At 30.1% G+C, this 24,083-nt stretch carries 16 protein-coding genes; 14 read left to right on the top strand and 2 right to left on the bottom strand.

Going from position 1 to position 24,083, the window contains the following annotated elements; all coding sequences use genetic code 11:
* Positions 1 to 165 precede the first annotated feature (165 nt).
* The gene (locus tag Ccar_RS09845) at positions 166 to 1,215 is read left to right on the top strand and encodes a carbamoyl phosphate synthase small subunit (RefSeq protein ID WP_007063990.1); all 1,050 of its coding nucleotides are present in this window, start codon (positions 166 to 168) and stop codon (positions 1,213 to 1,215) included.
* A gap of 46 nt (positions 1,216 to 1,261) precedes the next feature.
* A complete protein-coding gene (gene carB / locus Ccar_RS09840) occupies positions 1,262 to 4,468 on the top strand; it encodes a carbamoyl-phosphate synthase large subunit (RefSeq protein ID WP_007063989.1) in 3,207 nt (1,068 codons plus the stop codon).
* Positions 4,469 to 4,558: 90 nt separating this feature from the next.
* On the opposite strand, the gene Ccar_RS09835 is transcribed toward carB, so the two are convergent.
* Positions 4,559 to 5,994, bottom strand: a protein-coding gene (locus Ccar_RS09835; RefSeq protein ID WP_416101003.1) for an IS1182 family transposase whose coding sequence is annotated in 2 segments (ribosomal slippage) — positions 4,559 to 5,412 and positions 5,412 to 5,994 — 1,437 coding nt in all. Because the reading frame shifts where the segments join, the coding sequence is not laid out codon by codon here.
* A gap of 443 nt (positions 5,995 to 6,437) precedes the next feature.
* Between Ccar_RS09835 and Ccar_RS09830 the strand changes: the two genes are divergently transcribed.
* From Ccar_RS09830 to Ccar_RS09790, 9 genes are all read left to right on the top strand, one after another.
* Positions 6,438 to 7,010 carry a helix-turn-helix domain-containing protein gene (locus Ccar_RS09830; RefSeq protein ID WP_007059689.1) on the top strand — a complete coding sequence of 191 codons (573 nt, stop codon included), beginning with the start codon at positions 6,438 to 6,440 and terminating at the stop codon, positions 7,008 to 7,010.
* A 41-nt stretch (positions 7,011 to 7,051) separates the two neighbouring features.
* The gene (locus Ccar_RS09825; protein WP_007059690.1) at positions 7,052 to 7,954 is read left to right on the top strand and encodes a trans-4-hydroxy-L-proline dehydratase activase; all 903 of its coding nucleotides are present in this window, start codon (positions 7,052 to 7,054) and stop codon (positions 7,952 to 7,954) included.
* Positions 7,955 to 7,960: 6 nt separating this feature from the next.
* Positions 7,961 to 10,339 (top strand): trans-4-hydroxy-L-proline dehydratase, encoded by a 2,379-nt coding sequence (hypD, locus tag Ccar_RS09820; RefSeq protein WP_007059691.1) that lies wholly within the window; start codon positions 7,961 to 7,963, stop codon positions 10,337 to 10,339.
* A gap of 77 nt (positions 10,340 to 10,416) precedes the next feature.
* Positions 10,417 to 11,223, top strand: coding sequence for a pyrroline-5-carboxylate reductase (gene proC, locus Ccar_RS09815; RefSeq protein WP_007059692.1), 807 nt, complete (start codon positions 10,417 to 10,419; stop codon positions 11,221 to 11,223).
* Between the two features lie 67 nt (positions 11,224 to 11,290).
* Positions 11,291 to 11,572, top strand: a complete 282-nt coding sequence (gene ppnP, locus Ccar_RS09810) for a pyrimidine/purine nucleoside phosphorylase (RefSeq protein WP_007059693.1) — start codon at positions 11,291 to 11,293, stop codon at positions 11,570 to 11,572.
* Between the two features lie 154 nt (positions 11,573 to 11,726).
* Entirely contained in the window at positions 11,727 to 12,284 is a 558-nt protein-coding gene (locus Ccar_RS09805) for a class I SAM-dependent methyltransferase (RefSeq protein WP_007059694.1), read from the top strand.
* Positions 12,285 to 12,465: 181 nt separating this feature from the next.
* Positions 12,466 to 13,149, top strand: a complete 684-nt coding sequence (locus Ccar_RS09800; RefSeq protein WP_007059695.1) for a response regulator transcription factor — start codon at positions 12,466 to 12,468, stop codon at positions 13,147 to 13,149.
* Positions 13,146 to 14,243, top strand: coding sequence for a HAMP domain-containing sensor histidine kinase (locus tag Ccar_RS09795; protein ID WP_007059696.1), 1,098 nt, complete (start codon positions 13,146 to 13,148; stop codon positions 14,241 to 14,243). Before Ccar_RS09800 ends, Ccar_RS09795 begins: the two co-directional genes overlap by 4 nt.
* A 446-nt stretch (positions 14,244 to 14,689) precedes the next feature.
* The gene (locus tag Ccar_RS09790; protein WP_007059697.1) at positions 14,690 to 16,297 is read left to right on the top strand and encodes a gamma-glutamyltransferase family protein; all 1,608 of its coding nucleotides are present in this window, start codon (positions 14,690 to 14,692) and stop codon (positions 16,295 to 16,297) included.
* Between the two features lie 797 nt (positions 16,298 to 17,094).
* On the opposite strand, the gene Ccar_RS09785 is transcribed toward Ccar_RS09790, so the two are convergent.
* On the bottom strand, positions 17,095 to 17,817 hold the full coding sequence (locus Ccar_RS09785) for a hypothetical protein (protein ID WP_007059698.1): 723 nt from the start codon (positions 17,815 to 17,817) through the stop codon (positions 17,095 to 17,097).
* Between the two features lie 430 nt (positions 17,818 to 18,247).
* Between Ccar_RS09785 and Ccar_RS09780 the strand changes: the two genes are divergently transcribed.
* The 3 genes from Ccar_RS09780 to Ccar_RS09770 all read left to right on the top strand — a co-directional run bounded on the left by Ccar_RS09780 (position 18,248) and on the right by Ccar_RS09770 (position 23,719).
* A complete protein-coding gene (locus tag Ccar_RS09780) occupies positions 18,248 to 19,393 on the top strand; it encodes a GGDEF domain-containing protein (protein ID WP_048030047.1) in 1,146 nt (381 codons plus the stop codon).
* A 154-nt stretch (positions 19,394 to 19,547) separates the two neighbouring features.
* Complete coding sequence (manA, locus tag Ccar_RS09775; RefSeq protein ID WP_007059701.1) at positions 19,548 to 20,489, top strand: mannose-6-phosphate isomerase, class I; 942 nt, start codon at positions 19,548 to 19,550, stop codon at positions 20,487 to 20,489.
* A gap of 524 nt (positions 20,490 to 21,013) precedes the next feature.
* Entirely contained in the window at positions 21,014 to 23,719 is a 2,706-nt protein-coding gene (locus tag Ccar_RS09770; protein ID WP_007064611.1) for an HD domain-containing phosphohydrolase, read from the top strand.
* Positions 23,720 to 24,083: the final 364 nt, after the last annotated feature.

Below are 24,083 nucleotides of genomic sequence, written 5' to 3'. Positions count from 1 at the left end.
AATTTATATTTTAATAGTATTTACAAGGGTAATAGGGAGATTGTATTTTAATGTGTAATCTTTTTATTACCCTTTTCGTTTAAAAGGGGTTGCAAGGCCTTCATCAAAGAATATTTTATTCAAAAGTGTATTTTTACGAGACAAAAATTAAGGGAGGTCTATTATATGAAAGCAAAACTTATATTAGAAAATGGAACAACATTTTATGGTAATGCATTTGGATGCTTAAAGGATAGTGTTGGAGAAGTTGTATTTAACACTGGAATGACAGGATATCAAGAGATTCTTACAGACCCATCTTATTATGGTCAAATTGTAACAATGACATACCCGCTTATAGGTAACTATGGCATAAACCTAGAAGATATGGAATCTAAAACACCAAAGGTTAAGGGGTTTATAGTTAGAGAAAAATGTAATGCTTCAAGCAATTTTAGATCTGAATTAGAATTAGAAGATTACTTAAAACAAAATAATATTATAGGTTTAGAAGGAATAGATACAAGAGCTTTAACTAAAATTTTAAGAGATAGTGGAACCATGAAAGGCATAATTACACTAGAAGATGTTGATTATGGTGAGATTAAAAGTAAGATAAAAGCTTTTTCCAATAAGGGAGCAGTTCAAAGTGTGACTGTTAAAGAAAAGTATGTAATAGAAGGAAAAGGCAAACATGTAGCTATTATGGATTTTGGAATAAAGCAAAATATAGTAAGATCCTTTGTAAAGAGAGGATGTAAGGTAACTGTTTTACCTTCCAATACAAAAGCAGAGGAAATTTTAAAATTAAATCCAGATTTGATTTTTCTATCTAATGGACCTGGAGATCCTGAGGATTTAAAAGATGTTATAGAAAATATAAAGCAGCTTGTAGGCAAGAAGCCAATTGTAGGAATATGTTTAGGACATCAGCTTTTAGCTTTAAGCTTTGGTGGAAAAACAGGCAAGCTTAAATTTGGACATAGAGGCTGTAATCATCCAGTTAAAGATTTAGAAGAAAATAAAGTTCATATAACTTCTCAAAATCATGGGTATTATGTAGACATGCTTCCACAAGATATGGAAGTAACTCATGTAAGTGTTAATGATGGAACTATAGAAGGAATGAAACACAAAAGTTTACCTATATTCTCAGTACAATTCCATCCAGAAGCATGTCCAGGACCTAAGGACAGCGATTATATATTTGATAGATTTATGAAGTACGCAGAGTAAAAAGTATAGGTTGTATTTAAATACGTAATTTTGGGAGGTAGCAGATATGCCATTAAATAAAAATATAAAAAAAGTTTTAGTTATAGGTTCAGGTCCAATAGTTATAGGACAAGCAGCAGAATTTGATTATTCTGGAACTCAAGCTTGTGAAGCATTGAGAGAAGAAGGAATAGAGGTTGTATTAATAAACAGTAATCCAGCTACGATAATGACAGATAAGGAAACAGCGGATAAAGTTTATTTAGAGCCATTAACATTGGAATTCGTGGAAAAGGTTATAAAAGAAGAAAGACCAGACAGCTTGCTTGCAGGTATGGGAGGACAGACGGGATTAAATTTAGCAGTAGAACTTTATGATAAAGGAATACTTGATAAATATAATGTAAAGGTAATTGGTACATCTATAGAATCAATAAAAGAGGGTGAAGATAGAGAACTCTTTAGAAATATGATGAATAGAATAGGTCAGCCAGTTATTGAAAGTGAAATAATAACTGATATGGAAAGCGGCATGGCTTTTGCAAGTAAAATAGGATATCCAGTTATAGTTAGACCAGCTTATACTCTAGGCGGTACTGGCGGTGGAATAGCAGAAAATGAAGAAGAACTAGAAGAAATATTGGAATCTGGACTTCAATTGAGCTCTATAGGTCAAGTACTTCTTGAAAAAAGTGTTAAGGGATGGAAAGAAATAGAGTATGAAGTAATGAGAGACAGCTTTGGAAATTGTATCACAGTATGTAACATGGAAAATATAGACCCAGTAGGTATTCATACAGGTGACAGTATAGTAGTAGCTCCAAGCCAAACTTTATCAGATAAAGAATATCAGATGCTTCGATCTGCATCTATAGATATAATAAATGCTGTAGGTATAGAAGGTGGATGTAATGTTCAGCTTGCACTTAATCCACATTCCTTTGAATATGCAGTAATAGAAATAAATCCAAGAGTAAGCCGTTCTTCAGCACTAGCTTCTAAGGCAACTGGTTATCCAATAGCTAAAGTAGCAGCAAAGATAGCTTTAGGATATGGTTTAGATGAAATATTGAATGCAGTTACTCAAATGACATATGCTTGCTTTGAACCATCATTGGATTATGTAGTAGTTAAAATTCCAAAGTGGCCTTTTGATAAATTCCAGGGAGCAGATAGAGTACTTGGAACTAAAATGATGGCTACTGGTGAAATTATGGCTATAGGAAGCAATTTTGAAGCAGCATTTTTAAAAGGCATAAGATCTCTAGAAATAGGAAAATATTCATTAGATCATAAAAAATTTAAAGAATTTAGTATGGCAGAACTAAAGGAAAGAGTTATGTCTCCTGATGATGAAAGAATATTTGCTTTAGCAGAAATGCTTAGACGTGAGTATAGAGTAGATATGATTGTTCAAATAACAGGTATAGATAAATTCTTTATTGAAAAATTTAAGTGGATTGTTGAAGAAGAACAAAGATTAAAGCTTAGTAAAATAGGCGATTTGGATAAAGAATGGTTCCACAAATTAAAGCAAAAGGGATTTTCTGATAAAGGTATAGCAGATATGCTTAAGGTAAGTCCTGATGATATATATAAACTTAGAAGTGTATGGGGAATAAAACCAGTTTATAAAATGGTAGATACTTGTGGAGGAGAGTTTGAAGCTCGCTCACCATATTATTATTCAACTTATGACACTTATGATGAAGTAAAAGTTTCCTATGAAAAGAAGGTAATGGTTATAGGATCAGGACCAATAAGAATAGGACAGGGTATAGAATTTGACTATGCTTCAGTACATTGTGTAATGGCACTTAAAAAATTAGGCATAGAAACAATAATAGTGAATAATAATCCTGAAACTGTTAGTACAGATTTTAATGTGTCTGATAAGTTATACTTTGAACCTCTTACAGAAGAAGATGTTTTAAATATAATAGAAAAGGAAAAGCCAAATGGTGTAATCCTACAGTTTGGTGGACAAACAGCTATTAAGCTTGCCAAATTCTTAAAGGAAAAGAATATACTAACTCTTGGAACTACTGCAGATCAAATAGATATGGCAGAAGATAGAGAAAGATTTGATGAATTACTTGAAAAGTTAGGAATATCAAGACCTAAAGGAAAAGGAATTTGGAACACGGAAGAAGGATTGGAAGAAGCTAAAAAATTAGGCTTCCCTGTACTTGTAAGACCTTCCTATGTAATTGGAGGTCAGGGTATGGAAATTACTCATGATGAAAAAGAGCTTATATACTATTTATCAAATGCTTTTGAAAAAGACAAGAAAAATCCAATACTTATTGATAAATATTTAATGGGAAGAGAAATAGAAGTAGATGCTATATCAGATGGAAAAGATGTATTAATACCAGGCATAATGGAGCACTTGGAGAGAGCAGGAGTGCATTCTGGAGATAGTATAACTATGTATCCAAGTCAGAATATAAGTGCTGAAATGAAAGGAAAAATACTTGATTATACTAAAAAAATTGCTTTGGAAATAGGTATTAAAGGTATGATCAATATACAGTTCATAGAATTTGAAGGAAATCTTTATGTAATAGAAGTTAACCCTAGAGCATCAAGAACTGTACCATATATAAGTAAAGTAAGTAAAGTTCCTATAGTGGATTTGGCAACTAGAGTAATGCTTGGAGAACAATTAAAGGATTTAGGTTATGGTGTGGATATTTATAAGGAACCAGAAATTATATCTGTAAAGGTTCCAGTATTCTCAACTCAAAAGCTTCCAAATGTTGAAGTTTGTTTAGGACCTGAAATGAGATCTACAGGAGAGGTCTTAGGAGTTGGAAGGACAATAGAAGAGGCTCTATACAAAGGGTTTGAAGCAGCTAATATGCTTGCTAAAGAAGAAAAGATTACTGTACTTGCTACTATAAATGATCATGATAAGAAGGAATTCTTAGCCATAGCAAAAGAAATGCACAAATTAGGAGTTAAATTTGTGGCAACTAAAAATACAGCAAAGCTTTTAAGAAACGCAGGTTTAAAGGTTAAAGAAGTTAGAAAGCTTTCAGAAGAACATCCTAATATAATAGATGCTATCAAAAATGGAGAAGTGGATTTAGTAGTAAATACTCCAACTAAAGGAAATGATTCAAAAAGGGATGGTTTCCATATAAGAAGAGCTGCTATTGAAAGAAATATAGGAGTAGTAACAGCGTTAGATACTCTTAAAGCAATGGTAGATGTCAAAATCAAAGGCATAAAAGATGAAAAGCTAGAAGTATTTGATTTAGCAAAATAAGATTTAATTTAATAGAAAAAGTGATGATGGTTATAACTATCATCACTTTTTCAGATTGTTCATAAACCCAGCATTTTTAAAGTGCTGGGTTTAATTTTGTCTTAAATATTTATGCGGTAGCATATAAAAAGAGAATGTTATCCATAAATTGGTTAGTGAATTCTTTAAAAATTGCAAAAATAGGTGCGATAGCACCCTGGCTATCTTTTTCATATTCTGAACTGCTGCTGTTAACAAACATTGTTCAGAAACTTTTTTAATTCCACGCATGCGACAATAGCGCAGACCATGGAGATTTTTTGAATCTGCAAAGCTACGCTCGATAGTTTCTTTTCTTCTTTTATATAGCCATTTTCCTTTATCAGTCTTAGTAAATTTGATTACTTCATCCTTGTAATCTTCCCAGACATGGCGATAAACAACTTTTCTTTTGCTTTTATCTGATAAGCAATTTTCTTTTTTATTGCATTGGCTGCAGTACTCGATTTTACATACATATTCTCTATAACCATCACGGTTAGTAGTTCTATATTCTAATGCTCTTAAATCTGGACAATAATATACATCTTGTTCTTTAACATATTGGAATCTAAATTTAGTAAATTTACCTTTTACATGAGGACTACGTCTATAGCCCATAACTGCTTTTAGTTCTCGTTCAAATATTTGTTTACAAATATTATTAGTAGAATAACCAGCATCGGCTCCAACATATTTAGTTTGCAAATTAAACTTTTTAATTTGAACATCTAGTCTTTCTATATAAGGATCTACATCATTTATGTTACCAGGCGTTACATAAACATCTGTTATTATGTTATACTTTCCATCTACAGTTCTATGATCTAAATAAAAAAATCCTTTTGGTTTTCCATCCCTATGCATATAGCCACTATCAGGGTCTGTAGTACTGGTCTTAATTTCTTTAGTTTTTTCTATTTTATCTTTTTTTTTAGAGGTTGTTTTCCATGAGCTACTCTATCCTTATTAATGTCTTCTTCTAACTCATTAAAATAGTCTTTGGTTGATTGTGTAATTTGTTCTTTTGTAAACTTGTTTTTATTAGCGTTAGCTTTCAAATGTGTAGAATCTGTATATAGAATTTTACCATCTACCAATTTTTTATTTATTGCTTGAAATACAATATTATCGAAGATTTCTTGGTATATATTTGTATCCTTAAATCTTGTTATTCTATTTTGGCTTATAGTAGAATGACTTGGGATTTTATCTGTTAATGAAAATCCTAAAAACCAGCGATAAGCTACATTTACTTCAATTTCTTTCACGAGCTGTCGCTCTGATCTTATTGCAAATAAGTAACCTATAAATAACATTTTGAATAAAACTACTGGCTGAATTGCTGGTCGTCCATTATCAGGACAATAGAAGTCCTTAGTTAAATCTCTTATAAATGAAAAATCTATATATTTATCAATTTTCCTTAAGATATGATCTTTGGGAACTAAATTTTCTATATATACTAACTCTAATTGTTGCTGTGCAGAATTATTTTCTTTAATCATAATAGTTAACTCCTTAAAAAATCTGATATTATATTAATTCTACACAAAATCTTAAAATCCTTTTTGAATTAAAAAAAAGCCCTATCGGGCTAAAAATTTAAAAGGCTGCTGACAAAATATGTTTATCAACAGCCTGAAAAAGTGATGATGGTTATAACTATCATCACTTTTTTTATATGACTTATTTTGTGTGAAAATTTTATTTTCTGGTTTCATATATATGAAATTTTAAGACGAAATTTTCGATGTAAATGAATACATAGGCTATATACTACTTTATTTATTTATAAGCATGAAAATTTTTTTAATATATTAAAAAATAGAGTAGACTTTTTAACAAGTATATATTATAATATTATTGTAAATATTAAGAAAATTATGATGGATAAGAAAGTTAAATAATATTTTTATTTTTTATGGTTAAAAAGAAATGAGGCAATATTATGACAGAAGATGTAGGTAAAAAAATAAAAGAACTTAGAACTAATAAAAATTTGACCTTAAAGGAATTGAGTACGAAAACTAATTTATCTATTGGATTTTTATCACAATTGGAGAGAGGACTGACAGCAGTAGCTATAGATTCTTTAAACAATATTGCAAAGGCTTTAGATGTTAATTTATCATACTTCATTAATGAAGCAAATCACAATAAAAAAATTATACTTAGAAGTTACGAAAAAGAAGTATTTCAAGTGGAAAATAATCAATTCATACATTATCATTTAACTAATGATATAGAAAATAAAAATCTTCTACCAAGATTAATAGAAATACTTCCAACTAGTAGTAAGGAACCTTTAACTTCCTATCAGCACAAAGGTGAAGAATTTGTTTATGTTTTAGAAGGAATTCTTACATTACTTATCAATAATGAGCAGCAAGAATTGTTTCCTGGAGATAGTGCTCATTATGATTCAAATCTTGTTCATAATTGGGCAAACTACACAAGTAAAACAGTTAAGCTGCTTACAGTACATACTCCGAATATGTTTAAAAAGGAGACTGAGGATTAGTTTTTTATAAAGTAATGCATTATATAAGGGAGGGGATGGATGTGAACTCAAGTACTATAATAAATATTCAAAAATACTCTATACATGATGGTCCAGGCATTAGAACCACAATTTTTTTTAAAGGATGTCCACTTAAATGTTGGTGGTGTCATAATCCTGAAACTCAAAATCCCAAACATGAAATAATGTTCTTTGAAGAAAGGTGTACAGGATGTGGTATTTGTGCAAAAAGGTGTCCGCAAAATGCCATTTCAATCAAGGAAGGTCATTCTGTTGTTGATGAAGAAAAGTGTGCTCTTTGTGGAAAGTGTACTGATTTTTGTCCGAATACTGCAAGAGAGTATGTAGGCAAGGATGTTACAGTATCAGAACTCATGAAGGAAATAATGAAAGATGAAGTATTTTATGATGAATCTGGTGGAGGTGTTACATTTTCAGGAGGAGAACCACTGATTCATATAGATTTTTTAAATGAGGTTTTAAAAAAGTGTAAGGAAAAAGGAATTCATACTACAGTGGATACCAGCGGTTGTGTGCCTTGGGAAAGCTTGGAGAAGATATTAGATAAAGTAGATTTATTTTTGTATGATATAAAATTTATGGACAATGAAAAACATATTAAATACATTGGCTCAGAAAATACTAATATTCTTGAAAACTTAAAAAAGCTTTCAGATAAGGGATGTAGAATATTTGTTAGAATGCCAATTGTTGCAGGGGTTAATGATGATGCCTATCATATAGATTCAGCTATTGAATTTTTATCACATATAAATGCAGAACAGGTTAATTTATTACCATATCATAAAATGGGTATGGATAAATATAGAAGACTTAAAATGACTTATAAGTTATCTGGTAATGAAAAGCCATCTGACAAAGTTATGGAGGAAATATCAAATAAATTCAAAAAATCTGGAATAAAAATTAAGATAGGGGGATAATTAATTATGATCACTGAAAGAGTAAAAAAATTAAGACAGCAGAGTTTAAATGCAGTTCCACGTATTTCTATGGAGAGAGCACAAATTGAAAGTGAAGTTTACAAAAAATATGAAGGTAAAGTGTCTATTCCAGTACTTAGAGCATTGGTTTTAAAAGAACTAATGAGCAAGAAAAAACTTTATATTAATGATGGAGAATTAATAGTTGGAGAAAGAGGAGAAGAACCTGCAGCAACTTCAACTTATCCAGAACTTTGTTGTCATACTCTAGAGGATTTTGACATAATGGACATGAGAGAAAAGATATCCTTCAAGGTAGATGAAGAAGCTAAAAAGATACAAGAAGAAGTTATAATTCCATATTGGAAAGAAAGATCTATGAGATATAAAATTTTAAACAGTATGTCTGAAGAATGGAAGGATTGCTATGCAGCAGGATTATTTACAGAATTTATGGAACAAAGGGGTCCAGGCCATACTGCAGGAGATGGAAAGATATATAAGAAGGGATTTTTAGATTTTAAAAAGGATATTGAAGAGGCTATTTCAAAGCTTGATTATTATGAGGATGATGAAGCTTTAGATAAGAAAAATCAATTGGAAGCTATGAGCATAGCTTGTGATGCAATAATGATTTTAGGTAAGCGCTATTCAGAGTATGCTAAAGAATTAGCACAAAATGAAAAGAATGAGCAAAGGAAAAAAGAACTTTTGGAGATTTCAGAAATATGTAGTAATGTACCAGCAAATGCTCCAAAAAACTTTAGAGAAGCTCTCCAGATGTATTGGTTTGCTCATTTATGTGTTATATCAGAATTAAATCCATGGGATGCTTATAATCCAGGAAGATTAGATCAACATTTAATTCCATTTTATGAAAAGGAAGTGGAAGAAGGTACTTTAACTCGTGAAAAGGCAGAAGAATTGTTACAGTGCTTCTGGGTTAAATTTAATAATCAACCAGCACCTCCTAAGGTTGGAGTAACTTTAAAGGAAAGTGGAACCTATACGGATTTTGCCAACATTAATGTAGGTGGAGTAAGACCAGATGGCTTGGACGGGGTTAATGATGTAAGTTATCTTTTACTTGATATAATAGATGAAATGAGATTATTACAACCAAGCTCTAATGTACAGATAAGTAAGAAGAGTCCACAAAAATTTGTGAAGAGAGCTTGCGAAGTTTCAAGAAAAGGATGGGGTCAACCATCAATGTTTAATGCTGATGCTGTAGTTCAAGAGTTAGTTAGAGCAGGTAAAACTATAGAGGATGCTAGATCCGGAGGAACTAGCGGATGTGTTGAAGCAGGAGCCTTTGGTAAAGAAGCTTATATTTTAACTGGATACTTTAATCTTCCAAAGATACTTGAAATAACATTAAATAATGGTATTGATATAATGACAGGTAAAAAGCTTGGCATTGAAACAGGAGACGTTACAAAATTTGAAAGTTATGAACAAATATTTGATGCTTTTAAGAAACAGCTTAAGCACTTTATCGATATAAAAGTTAAAGGTAACAGGGTAATTGAAAAGCTATATGCTACATTAATGCCAGTTCCATTCCTTTCTATAATAACAGATGATTGTATTTCAAAGGGAAAGGATTATAATGCAGGCGGTGCAAGATATAATACCAGCTACATTCAGGGAGTTGGTATAGGAACTATTACTGACAGCTTATCAGCTATAAAATATCAGGTGTTTGATAAAAAGAATATAACTATGAAGGAATTAATGGAAGCATTAAAGAATGACTTTGAAGGACATGAAGATATTTTAAATTTAGTGAAGAATAAGACTCCTAAATATGGCAATGATGATGATTATGCAGATGGTGTAATGAGAACAATATTTGATGCTTACTATAATGAAGTAAATGGCAGAAAAAATGGAAGAGGTGGAGTTCATAGAATAGATATGCTTCCAACCACATGTCATGTTTACTTTGGTTCAGTTATGGGAGCTAGTGCTAATGGAAGAAAAGCTCATGTTCCAGTTTCAGAAGGTATTTCACCTGAAAAGGGTGCAGATGTAAATGGACCTACAGCAGTAGTTAAATCAGCATCCAAGATGGATCATTTGAGAACTGGAGGAACTTTATTAAATCAGAAATTTGATCCAAGTGTAGTACAAGGAGAAGAAGGATTAAATAATTTGGCAAGCTTGGTAAGATCATATTTTACACTAGATGGACATCATATTCAGTTTAATATAGTAAGTAGAGAAACCCTTTTGGCAGCTCAAAAAAATCCTGATGACTATAGAGATCTTATAGTTCGTGTTGCAGGATACAGTGATTATTTTAATAATCTTGACAAGGTATTACAAGGAGAGATAATAGAAAGAACTGAACAATCATTTGATGGTTGTGCTGTTTGCTAGTTTAATATAATTGGGAAAGGAAGTGAATTTTAGTAGGAAATTGACATTATAGTATGTTTTCTTACTAAAAATAAGTTATGAATAAAGTTATAGGTTTTATAGGTTGTGGAAATATGGGGGGAGCAATGATAGGTGGAATAATTAAAGCAAATATATCTTCCCCAGATAGTGTAATAGTAGGAGATTTGAATGAAAAGAGTTTAGAAGCATGTGCAGAAAAATATGGCATAAAAACTACTACAGATAATAATGAAGTAGCTAAAGTTTCTGATATTTTAATTTTGTCAATAAAGCCTAATTTATATCCAGTGGTAATTGAACAAATAAAAGATAAGGTAAAGGAAGATGTAATAATAGTGACAATTGCAGCAGGAAAGGTTATAAGTGGTACTGAAGAAGCTTTTGGAAGAAAGCTAAAGGTAGTTAGAGTAATGCCAAATACTCCAGCTTTAGTAGGAGAAGGAATGGCTGCATTGTGTCCAAATGAAGTGGTAACTAAAGAAGAAATAGGAGAAATAGTTAGTATTTTTGAAAGCTTTGGTAAAGCGGAAATAATACCTGAAAAATTAATGGATGCTGTAACATCAGTAAGTGGTTCATCACCAGCTTATGTATATATGTTCATTGAAGCCATGGCAGATGCAGCTGTACTAGATGGCATGCCAAGAGCTCAAGCTTATAAATTTGCAGCACAATCAGTACTTGGTTCAGCAAAAATGGTTTTAGAAACAGGAATGCATCCAGGAGCACTAAAAGATATGGTTTGTTCTCCAGGAGGAACTACTATAGAAGCAGTAGAAGTGTTGGAGGAAAAAGGCTTAAGAGCTGCAGTTATGGCTGCTATGAAGAGCTGCACAAAAAAATCTAAGGAAATGTCAAAGTAAAATTACGTTTAATTATTAATTGAAAAAGCTACTTTAAATATTTTGATGTGTGTAGAGGAGAAAGCTTATGTTTAAAACAAATGAATACTTTGAAGGAAAAGTGAAGTCTGTAGCATTTAATACAGCAGAAGGTCCTGCAACCATAGGAGTTATGGCAATAGGGGAATATGAATTTGGGACCTCAACTATAGAAATTATGACAGTAACCAGTGGAAGTATGATGATAAAGCTTCCAGAAAGTGAAGAGTGGAAGCAATTTAAACAAAATGAAACTTTTACTGTAGCAGCAAATAAAAAATTTGGAGTAAAGGTAGAAGAAGAAACAGCATATCTCTGCTTATACAAATAAAAACAGAAAAGTTTATTTAGAGACACTTATAGTTAGTGTCTCTTTTTTATTTAGTAGAAATTTAAAATTCTTAAGAATTCTTAATATTTTTTTGTGTAAAAGCTTAATATTTCCATTTTATACTTGTCTTATATTAACATAGGGGGAAGATAAAATGGAAATTAGTAATTTTATAAAACAATATATAAGAAATCCAAAAACAGTGGGAGCCATAGCACCGAGCTCGGAGAAATTAGCATATAGAATGGTTGAGGACATTGATTTTTTAAATGCTTCCTGCATTGTTGAATATGGACCAGGGACAGGGGTTTTTACAGAAAAAATATTAAATAGAAAGAAGGATAGCACCATATTTATAGTTATAGAATATAATGTGGATTTTTATAAAATTCTAAAAGACAAGTTTAAAGATAAGACAAATTTCATACTTATAAATGATTCAGCAGAGAACTTGAAAGAATATTTAGATAAGTATAGTATTGATAAGGTTGACTATATAGTTTCAGGTCTTCCATTTGCAAGCTTACCACATGATATGAGCAGAAAAATATTATCAGTTACAAAAGAAATATTAAAAGACAAAGGAGAGTTTATAACTTTTCAATATACTTTATTTAAAATGAAGCTTTTTAGAACATATTTTGATAAAATAAAAATAAAAAAGGTACTTTTAAATCTACCACCGGCTTATGTTTTAAAGTGTAAAAACTAGACAAAAGTATTTTTGTTTTTTCAATTTTGAGAATAGGAGAGTTTAGTGGTATTTGCATGGTAAGATTCAGATATATTATAATGAATAAACAAAACATATTTCTATTAAAGCTATAGTCTTTAGATGGAAAATTTGTTGATTATTTAAAAAGGATAATTAATCATGGAAAAGGAATGTGTGTATGAATATAAATATTTTAGTTGTAGATGATGATAAGAATATTCGTAATTTAATCAAGGTTTATCTTGAAAATGAAGGATATAATATTTTGGAGGCCTCTAATGGAGCTGAAGCATTAGTTATGATTAATGAAAATGACTTTGATTTAGTTATTTTGGATGTTATGATGCCAATTTTAGATGGTATAAGTGCCTGTATAAAAATTAGAGAAAACTATACCATGCCCATAATATTTTTATCAGCAAAAGACGAAGAAATTGATAAAATACAAGGGTTAACAGTAGGTGCTGATGATTATGTTTCTAAACCTTTTGGTTCTATGGAGCTTATAGCTAGAGTAAAAGCTCAGCTTAGAAGGTATAAAAAGTTTAATGTGGAACCCCAAAATAGCAGTATTGTTACTATTGAAGATTTAACTATTAATTTTGATACTCACGAAGTTACAGTGAGAGGTGATAAAGTTAAGCTTACACCAAAGGAATTTGATATATTAGAATGTTTGGCTAGGAACAGAGGCATGGTATTTTCAGTTCAGAAATTATATGAGATTATTTGGAAAGAAGAATTTGTAGTATCGGACACTTCCATTGTGGTTCATATAACGAATCTTAGACAAAAAATCGAGATAGATCCTAAAAGACCAAAGTATGTAAAGACTGTTTGGGGAGTTGGATATAAAATATGAAGAAAATAATAATGAATAAGATAGGAGTCAAACTATTGATTTTGATTCCTATTGATATGATACTTAGTTATCTTGCTCTCGTGCTTTTTGCAAGTATATTAGGCAAAATAGTTGGTATATATAACTTAAAACCCGATTTTTTTGCTAAATATGGACCTTATATAGCAATTCCAGCTTTTATACTAGAATTAATAATTTTTGTAACTATTTTTCTCATTGGAATTAATGGAAGAATGAGGTATTTGAAATATATAAGTAAAAGTGTGACTAATATAAAAACTCAAAAATATTTAAATCCTATAAATGTAAAAGGCAGTGATGAAATTGCTCAGTTAGCTAAAGACATAAATATCATGTCTGAAAGGCTTAAAGAAAATTATGAAAAAGAGAAGAAGCAGGAAGAAGCTAAAAATGAATTAATTGTGGCCGTTTCACATGACTTAAAAACGCCTTTAACATCTATAATTGGGTATTTAGAACTTCTTAATGATAAAAAGGGGGCTTTAGAAAAAGATCAACAGGAGTTTTTAGAAGTAGCTTATAAAAAAAGTAAAGATTTAAAAAAATTAATTGATGAGCTTTTTGAATATACAAAGCTTTCAAATAATTATATAAAATTAGATAAAGTTCCATTTAATATAGCTGTTTTAGTAAATCAGATATTAGGGGAGCATATTTTATTTTTATCTGAAAAAAATATAGAGGCCAAAATTGAATGCACTAAAAATGAATTAGTGTGTGAAATTGATGTGCAGAAGTTTATTAGAGTTATTGAGAATTTGATAAAAAATGTTGAAAAATATAGTTATAGAAATTCAACTTTTATAATCAGAATGTGGGAAGAAGATCAGAATATTAGACTTTCTTTTATTAATGAAAGTGATAATATAGGTGAAGATGATTTGATGAAAATATTTGATGAAATGTATAGAATTGATAAATCTAGAAATGCTGAAATTGAAGGCTCTGGGCTAGGACTTCCTATTTCAAAGAAAATTATAGAGCTCCATGGAGGAAGAATTTGGGCAGAATGTAGTGGTAATATAATTGGTTTTAATATTGAATTACCTAAGAAAAATCTTAATAAATCTTAATGTTTTTCCTTTTGAAACAAAGCTAAGTTTAAATATCATTATACAACGAATTAAGAAAGCTATATATATTTAATAATATGTAGCTTTCTTTTTAATTTACTAGAAATTTAAAAAATTTTTACTCAAAAAAATAAGCTGTCAGGCATTTAAAATAAAGGAATTTAAGGTTTGCGTGAAATATTACAAGAGGTAATTTGTAAGTGGGTACAGTGTATAAAAAAGACATCCTAAAAGATGCTTTGTTTTTGTAATATACGATTTTAATATAGACTATATATATTAGTATAGGATAATAGCAATTTATATTATGAAAATACAATTTTTCAAATATTTTCAAGGAAATCTGACATTTATGTAGAATGTTTATATTTATACAGTATGAAATATATTAGAATTACATTTAATAGACATGATGTAAATTTGGTTTAACAAAGGGGGAATAAAAAATGGATTATGATGCTCTAAGTTATCGGTATCCATCCAACAGGAATGTAATATATGGAAATAGAGGAATGGTTGCTACTGGACAACCGCTTGCTGCACAGGCAGGTCTTGAAATATTAAAAAAAGGTGGAAATGCAGTTGATGCTGCCATAGCTACTGCTGCATGTTTAACAGTGGTGGAGCCTACAGCAAATGGATTTGGTGGTGATGCATTTGCAATTGTATGGATTGATAACAAAATGTATGGGTTAAATTCAAGTGGTCCATCACCTAAAGGAATATCATTAGATGAATTAAATAAAAGGGGATATGATAAAGTTCCTAAATATGGCTGGTTTCCTGTTACTGTACCGGGTATTCCTAAAGCATGGTGTGAGTTATCCAAAAGGTTTGGAAAATTGCCACTTACAGAAGTGTTAAAACCAGCCATTTATTATGCTGAAAATGGTTATCCAGTTGCACCTGGTACATCTGAGTTTTGGAAATATGCTGTAGGTAACTATTCAGCTTGTAAAGGAGATGAATTTAAATATTGGTTTAAAACTTTTACAATAGATGGTAGGTCACCTCACGCTGGTGAAATTATGAAGCTTCCATATCATGCAAAAACTTTAAAGAGTATTGCAGAAACTAATGGAGATGAATTTTATAATGGAGAAATAGCAGAAAAAATAGATGTTTTTTCAAGAAAATATGGTGGTTATATAAGAAAAGAAGATTTACAGCTTTTTAAGCCTGAATGGGTACAGCCAATAAGTATTAATTATAAAGGATATGACATATGGGAACTGCCTCCAAATGGACAGGGCATTGTACCTTTAATGGCATTAAACATATTAAAAGGATATGAATTTAAAGAAAGAGAAAGTGCAGAAACCTATCATAAACAATTGGAGGCAATAAAAATAGCCTTTGCAGATGCTCAAGATATAGTTGGGGATAAAGCTAATATAGAAATAGAAAAGTTTTTGTCAGATGAATATGGAAATGAAAGAAGAAAGCTTATACAGGATGCTGCTATTATACCTGAACCTAATAAAAAAATGAGAAATTTAAAAGGTGGCACAGTCTATTTATGTACAGCAGATGGGGAAGGTAATATGGTCTCCTTTATTCAAAGTAATTACATGGACTTTGGTTCTGGTTTGGTAGTACCAGATACTGGAATAGCACTAGCTAACCGTGGTAATTGTTTTTCAACTGATCCTATGAATATCAATTGTGTTGGAAGTAGAAAGCGTCCATATAACACTATTATTCCAGGATTTATAACAAGAAATCATAAGCCTGTTGGTCCATTTGGAGTTATGGGAGGTTTTATGCAGCCTCAAGGACATGTACAAGTAGTTATGAATATGATAGATTTTCATATGAATCCTCAAGAAGCACTTGATGCACCAAGATGGCAGTGGATTTTAGATAAGAAGATACTGCTTGAACATGAATGTTCTAAGAATCTAGCAAAAGAGCTAGCAAGGAAAGGCCACGATGTACAAATAGAACTTCAAAGTGGCTTGTTTGGAAGAGGAGAAATAATACTTAAGGATGATAATAATGTGTTATGTGGTGGAACTGAGAGAAGAACAGATGGGCAAATAGCAGTTTGGTAATGCGAATACTAATTTAGTGCAGCTTATATTTTGCAATTTAAAAATATTGCGACACAACTTTTTAGGTGGAGTCCGCATTGAATATATGGTGTATAAAAGCCAACCGTTTATTAAGGAGCTCTAATGCCTAAAATTTAAAAAATCTCTACCCGCTCAAATGTCCCGTCCTGGGACTTTCGCGGCTTGAATCGTCCTGATTCAAATTACGAGATTTTTTGAATTTTAGACATAAGACCTCCTAAATTCTCTCAAAAGCTTTTATACACCATATATTCAAAGCTCCCTCCACCTAAAAAGTTGTGTAGTAACTATTGTAATTCTAATATGAAAAATTGCTTATAGTACATTATTATTTAGCTCTCAATAAAAAAACGTAGCAAACTTATTGATTATTCATTGCATTAAAAATAAAATTAGCTATGACAATGTAATTGCATTTGTATGCTTGAAGTTACTAGTTTGAATTTTAACCTTTATGAAGTGATATATGGTAAGTGGGTCATCACATTAGCTAAATTGTTTTAATATTATTCTTAGCCCGAAGATTTGGAAAGCCTTAGAACTTTAGTCCTGTTTGAGGGAACCGAGTTTGACAAAGTTCTTAGGTTTTCCAAATCTTCGAGCTTTATTTTAAATTGGAAACTCCTCTTCGTTTCCTCAGAGGAGTAAGCGATTCGCACAAAATCGTAGATTTTGGCTCTCTGCTTAATACATTTAGCCGTGATGACCCACTTACCATATATCACGGAATAAAAGTTAAAATCCAAACTTTCACTGCACCTTGCTTTGAATTATGCTTATTTGGAATCTTTACTATCCTTAGTATCAGATTTAGTAGTATCGTTGGTACTACTAGCTTTGCTTTGTAATTCATCAAATCTTCTCATGACTTCTTTGCAGGTATCCTGGCAAATTTGAGGTAAATCACTATTTGTTGCTTTTTTAAAATCAAATCCTGCTTCTTTAAAGCCTTTTTCCACTGCAGTTCTCATTTGCTGTAGTTTGTTAGGATCATCTCCAGCTAGAGCTTTTGCCATAGTCATAATACGATCTGCTACTGCATTTACAGAATATGGTCCTCCTTCTGATATTGCCTTTTGAGCACCTTCTGGGGTTGTTGCTAGTGGTGGATATGCATTTTCTATAGACCCAAATATTTTAGTAAGCAGGTCTGAAGTTGTCTTTGACATTCCAGGGACTCCACTTTCAGTAGATTTTCCAAGAAGTTTATTTTGATTAGATATTGTATCATTTATAAATTTTTTTATAAGCTCTGCTTTAGAATTTTGCTCATTTTCCTTTAGAGCTGCAATTTCATCTGTAGAAAGTTTTTGCTTTGTTGGTTTGTAAGTTGAAGGTTCTGTATTACTTTCTGTGGATTTAACAAACTTATCAGTTCCTAAATTTTGTGCCTTATCTTCAGTTTTTTCAGAATCACTACTTTTGCTGTCTGTTTTTTTAGTATCATTTTTAGCAGTGTAAATTGATGTGTTAATACTTTTAACTCCTGTAATATCCATTTAATAATTACCCCCTTATTTTTTTACTGTTATTTATTTTATCGTCCAATTATCCATATTACTAATGATTAATCCAAAATAAACCATAAAACTATTTTCATTCAAAATGACACATTGAAATATTAAAAAAACATGATAAAATAAGACATATATAGTGTAGCATTGAATACCATAATGTGTAAGTTTATTTATCCAATGACTATCATTCGTAAGATTGCTATATTATTTAATTGGCGGATATTAGGAATTTTGAAGTTTAAAGTTCTTGTGTTGTTATATAATGGCTGGTATGCATATGGATAAGGTCTTCTAAGACTCAGAGGATAAAGTCTCTAAATAGCATTTTATAAACTTCTGCTCTGGAAAGAAGCATTCCTCATAAGCAAATTCTACCTGAGTCTAAGGATCCCTTGATTGGAGTGGAATTATATTGAATTTATTTTTAAGAATAGACAACAATATTGTTGCAATTGTTGTATCTATTATATTTTTGAAAAATATAACAAATTCTCTTGATAAAAAGGAGACAAAAAATAGAATTTTTGTTGCTATTTTTATGATAAATACTATACAACTCATTGATGAAACATTAACCTGCATAATAAATAGACAGCCCTATACATGGCTGATACCTATAAGTTCCATACTACATATTTTTTTATACATATTAGGACCTATAGTTACATATATGTGGTATGTCTTTGCTAACTTGTGGATAAATAAAAACACAAACTATAAATGGAAAAATAACATAATCTTTTTATTGCCTATAGCTATAAATACTCTTCTAGCGATTTTAAGTCCATTTTTTAAATTAGAATTTTATATTAATAATTTTAATGTATATCAAAGAGGTTTTTTGTTTTTTGTTCCTCCTGTTATATCGTATTTCTATTTGTTTTGTGGTTTTATAATTATTTATGCTAATAGAAATAAGCTTAGTAGAATAGAATTTTTACCTTTATTTTTGTTTGGAGTATTTCCATCAATAGCTAGCCTTATTCAGATAATGTTTTATGGACCTTTGCTTATGTGGAGTTCAATTGCCTTTGCTTTGATTATTCTTTATTTGTATATACAACAGCAGATGATACATATTGACCATTTGACTGGAGCGTGGACACGTGAGAAATTTTATAATTATTTAAACTATAGAATTAAGCAGAAAAAACCGAAAAATTTTTCAATAGCATTTATAGATCTCAATGATTTTAAGAAGATAAATGATACTTTTGGCCATAATGAAGGAGATAATGCTTTAATAAATGTAGTGCATATAATTAAAGATATATTGAAGAAAGAGGATTTTATTACTCGATATGGTGGAGATGAATTTGTTCTATTTCTTAATGTGGATAGTGAACAAGAAGTAGAAGAAATAATTAATAAAATTTATGATTCTTTAGATAAGTATAATAAAAATTCAGGTTTAGATTATGAATTAAATTTAAGTTGTGGTTATGAACTTTATGATTTTAATAAACATATGACTGCTGATGAGTATATTAGTTATATAGACAAGCTTATGTATAGAGATAAAAAAATTAGAAAATTGAAGGGTAAAGTAACAATTTAATACAAAAGTAAAGTAGTTTATTTTTCAATGCTTAGATTTTAGATAGATATTTTTAAATACAAATTGTATACTGAAATGGAATGCAAAGTATGTGATTGTAATATTTTTACAAGTGATTTAGATTAAGTTTTGACGCTACAAGGAGGATGTAAAGATGAAAGAAATTATAAAATTAAATTCTATTTTTAAAGACAGAGTATGGGGAGGCACCAGGCTAAAAGAATATTTTGGATATGATTTACCAACAGATCAGATAGGGGAATGCTGGGCTATTTCAGGTCATAAAAATGGTGATTGTACTATAAAAAATGGGGAATTTAAAGGAAAAACTTTGTCATGGTTATATGAAAATCATAGAGAGTATTTTGGTGGTATTGAAGATAAAGAATTTCCTCTTTTAGTAAAGTTGATAGATGCATCTAATGATTTATCAATACAGGTACATCCAGATGATAAATATGCAAATTCCATGGAAAATGGAGAGATGGGAAAAACAGAGGCATGGTATGTTATAGATTGTAATGAAGATACTTTATTAGAATATGGACATAATGCAAAGACAAAAGAACAATTGCATGATTATATTTATAATGGAAAGTGGAAGGAATTATTAAATTTCCATAAAATAAAAAGAGGAGACTTTTTCTATATAACTTCAGGTACAGTTCATGCAATATGCAAGAATACACTTATATATGAAATACAACAATCTTCAGATGTAACTTATCGTGTTTATGATTATGATAGAGTAGACAAGAAGACTGGTGAAAAGAGACAGCTTCATATAGAAAAGGCTATAGATGTAATAAAAGTACCTGATGAATGTAAAGGCAGCATAATTCCATTAGTTGAAGAGAAGGATGGATATACAAGAACTGAATATGTAAATTCAAAATATTTTAAAACTGTAAAATTTCATGTAGATGAAGGTGCACATTTAGAATATAAGAGTTCCTTTGCATTAGTTACTGTATTAGATGGAAGTGGAACTTTAGATAATGAAAAAATAGAAAAAGGTGATAATTTTATATTGCCATTTGGCTATAACAATTTTGAAATCAATGGAAAATTAACATTTATTATTTCAAGTATGTAAGTATGATTACTAAGTATTCAACTTTAGTACGTGCAAAATTTTAAGTTAATGTAATAAGCACAATGCTACACAACTTTTTCAGAGGACAGATGACAATTGACAGAGGACAGTGAAGGATGATTTTTCTCCGTTACACTACAAAAAATCTTTAATTAGATTTTTGATGACTCGTTTCGCTAAACCGAAACATTGCTGACTAATATAAATTTAAAGATTATTTTGCATTATCAGAACAAGCTTTAAATTTATATTAGTTTTTTGACGCAAGGAGAAAAACTCACATTCATTGTCCTCTGTCCTCTGTCAATTGTCCTCTGAAAAGTTGTGTCGTATTATGCGTATTATTTAAATTTTAAATAGATATTTGTAAGTATAAGTTATATAATATAGATAAGTTAGAAAATATGTAAAATTATAAATATTTCGAAAAGTTTCTTTGCATGGATAGATTTTTATTATGATTATCTCTCATTATATGAAAATAAAGTGTAATAATTTCATTACTATGTAAGGTGGTGGTAAACGTGGAAAAGAAGAAATATTCAATGAGATTTGCTATTAATATTTCATTTATTATACTTATAATAATTACCTTTAGTTTAATAGCTTACTTTGGTGGTTCCAGTTGGAAATCGGCTAAAGAAAATATTCTTACCAAAATTAATAATGATACAAATAAAGATATACTAAATAATGTAGAGAATTTTATAAACAATCCATTATATATTAATGAAACAAATCATAATTTAATTCAAAGCGGTACAGTAAATCTTAAAGATAAAAAAGAACGTGAAAGGTATTTTTCAGGAGTAATTAAGTCAAGCAACGACCAGGTATATAGCTTTAGCTATGGTACAGAAGATGGAGAATACTATGGAGCACGAAGAAATAATAAAAATCAAATTGAAATCATTGAAAATAATTCTGAAACAGATGGTAAATCACGATACTATTCTGTTACAAATGATTTAACTTCGGGAAAACTAGTAGATGAAACTGAAAAATTTGATCCACGTACAAGAGATTGGTATAAAGCTGCAAAAGAAAAACAAAAATCAGTATTTTCACCAATTTATAAGCATTTTGTAATGAATGATTTAGCTATTTCGGCAGCATATCCTATTTATGATAAAGATGGTATTTTACAAGGAGTTTTAGGAACACATATTATTCTTTCAGAAATAAACAATCATTTGAGGGAAATTGCTAAGAATAAAAATGCAGATATTTACATTTTAGAGAGAAGCACAGGACAATTAGTTGCAAATTCAGTTGAACAACCTAATTTTAAAAATTTAGGAGATAACAAAATAAAAAGAATAAATGTTGAAGAAATTAGTAACAAGCCAATAACAGAATCCTATGCAAATTATAAAAAGGGTTTAAAAAGTGATTTTTTAATAAATACTAAAAAGGATAAATTTCATGTTACATTTACTGATTATAAAAAAGAAGGTATAGATTGGATAATTATAACTTCCCTTCCTGAAAGTCAATTTACAGCTGTAATGTCAACAAATATTAATGCCTTCATGTTATTGTCAACTATTATTCTTATTTTATCAATATTAATATATATTAAAAGTACAGGAAATGTGCTTAAACCAATTTATAATTTAATAGATGCTACAGAAAAGTTTTCAAAAGGAGATTTTTCTTACAGAGCAAAGATTTACAAAAATGATGAAATTGGAAGATTATCAAGTTCATTTAATAATATGGCAGAACAATTATATATACTTATAAACAAACTTGAGGAAAAGGTGAAAGAAAGAACAACAGAATTAGAAAAAACAAATATTATATTGAAAGATAAGGAGAGAAGCATACGTCTTCTTTTGGATTCTACTGCTGAAGCTATATATGGTATTGATACAAATGGAAATTGTACTTTTTGCAATGTCAGCTGTTTAAGAATGCTTGGATATGAAAATGAAGAAGAATTAATTGGGAAAAATATGCACTTGTTAGTCCATGCTAAAAATTCAGATGGAACAAACTCCCCTGTGGATGAGTGTAAGGTTTTTAATGCATTTACTAAAGGTGAGTGTACACATGTAGATGATGAAGTGCTTTGGAGATCAGATGGAACTTGCTTTCCTGTGGAATATTACTCCTATCCGCAGTATCGTGAGGGTAAAATTATTGGTGCAGTAATAACTTTTATGGACATTACTAAACGTAAGAAATCAGAAGAAGATATTATATATTTAAGTTATCATGATCAATTGACAGGTCTATATAACAGGCGATATTTTGATGAAGAATTAAATCGAATAGATAATGAAAATAGTATTCCGTTAACTGTTGCTATGGCCGATATGAATGGATTAAAGCTGGTAAATGATTCTTTTGGACATGCTGTAGGAGATAAGCTCATAAAGAAGGTAGCAGAAATAATGATAAAAGGATGCAGGGATAAGGATTCTGTTATTAGACTAGGGGGAGATGAATTTGTTATTTTAATGCCAAATACTGAAATGGATGAAGCAGAACAGATTATTAATGGTATTAATGATATGGCATTAAAAGAAAAGGTAGAATCAGTTGACATATCTGTTTCTTTTGGATATGCAACTAGAAAAAGTACTGAAGAAACCATTGATGAGATACTTAAAATTGCAGAAGACAGTATGTATAAGAAAAAGCTTTTTGAAAGTCCTAGCATGAGAAGTAAGACAATAAATACTATAATTAGTACCTTATATGAAAAAAATAAAAGAGAACAAGAACATTCGCGTAGGGTTTCAGAACTATGTAAGCAGCTTGGAGAAGCTATAGGTATGCCTAAGGGAGATATGGAAGAACTTAAAATAGCTGGATTACTTCATGATATAGGTAAAATAGCAATAGGAGAATGCATCCTGAATAAAAAAGGAAAACTTACAGATGAAGAATGGGAACAAATAAAAAAACACTCAGAAGTAGGATATAGAATACTCAGTACAGTAAATCATATGTCGGAAATGTCTGAATATGTATTGCACCATCATGAAAGATGGGATGGAAGTGGGTATCCTAAAGGATTAATGAAAGAAGCAATACCACTTCAGTCAAGAATTATAGCTATAGCTGATTCTTATGATGCAATGACAAGTGAGAGAAGCTATAGAAAGGCTTTATCAGAGAAAATTGCCATAAATGAATTAAAATCCAATGCAGGCACTCAATTTGATCCAAAGCTTATAAATGTATTTATTGAAAAAGTATTAGGAAAATCATTTGGATAAAATTTAAATTAATTGTTGACAAATATGATTTTTTAATTGGAAATTTTTGAAAGGCTCTGTTATGTTTTATAAATTTTGCTTCAATGGGTAGATAAGCTTTTTAATAAGCGTTACTAAATATCTAAGTGACATCAACCCATTGAAGCTTTTTATAATATAATTAGCAATTATTTGTCAAAGTTAATGATAAAATAACTTAATATAATACATAAAAATGTAAATGTTGAAATTTTGTTGTAATTTAGTATAATAGTAAGTAGATAATTATAATTCAGAATATTGCGTAATAAAGAAATATTGAATAGTTAATTTCAATACATGCAATAATCTTTTAAAAACAATAGTAAAGTAAATGAAAAAGGCA

Origin of the sequence: Clostridium carboxidivorans P7 (genome assembly GCF_001038625.1) — a bacterium.
Lineage (GTDB): Bacteria > Bacillota > Clostridia > Clostridiales > Clostridiaceae > Clostridium_AM > Clostridium_AM carboxidivorans.
This window is presented reverse-complemented; position numbering and strand designations above follow the sequence as displayed.

What these genes read in the sequence shown, in the direction of transcription:
- Ccar_RS09830 (WP_007059689.1), top strand. Translation starts at nt 6,438, where the DNA reads ATGACAGAAGATGTAGGTAAAAAAATAAAAGAACTTAGAACTAATAAA.
- ppnP (WP_007059693.1), top strand. Translation starts at nt 11,291, where the DNA reads ATGTTTAAAACAAATGAATACTTTGAAGGAAAAGTGAAGTCTGTAGCA.
- Ccar_RS09805 (WP_007059694.1), top strand. Translation starts at nt 11,727, where the DNA reads ATGGAAATTAGTAATTTTATAAAACAATATATAAGAAATCCAAAAACA.
- carB (WP_007063989.1), top strand. Translation starts at nt 1,262, where the DNA reads ATGCCATTAAATAAAAATATAAAAAAAGTTTTAGTTATAGGTTCAGGT.
- Ccar_RS09785 (WP_007059698.1), bottom strand. Translation starts at nt 17,817, where the DNA reads ATGGATATTACAGGAGTTAAAAGTATTAACACATCAATTTACACTGCT.
- proC (WP_007059692.1), top strand. Translation starts at nt 10,417, where the DNA reads ATGAATAAAGTTATAGGTTTTATAGGTTGTGGAAATATGGGGGGAGCA.
- Ccar_RS09845 (WP_007063990.1), top strand. Translation starts at nt 166, where the DNA reads ATGAAAGCAAAACTTATATTAGAAAATGGAACAACATTTTATGGTAAT.
- Ccar_RS09790 (WP_007059697.1), top strand. Translation starts at nt 14,690, where the DNA reads ATGGATTATGATGCTCTAAGTTATCGGTATCCATCCAACAGGAATGTA.
- Ccar_RS09800 (WP_007059695.1), top strand. Translation starts at nt 12,466, where the DNA reads ATGAATATAAATATTTTAGTTGTAGATGATGATAAGAATATTCGTAAT.
- Ccar_RS09795 (WP_007059696.1), top strand. Translation starts at nt 13,146, where the DNA reads ATGAAGAAAATAATAATGAATAAGATAGGAGTCAAACTATTGATTTTG.
- manA (WP_007059701.1), top strand. Translation starts at nt 19,548, where the DNA reads ATGAAAGAAATTATAAAATTAAATTCTATTTTTAAAGACAGAGTATGG.
- hypD (WP_007059691.1), top strand. Translation starts at nt 7,961, where the DNA reads ATGATCACTGAAAGAGTAAAAAAATTAAGACAGCAGAGTTTAAATGCA.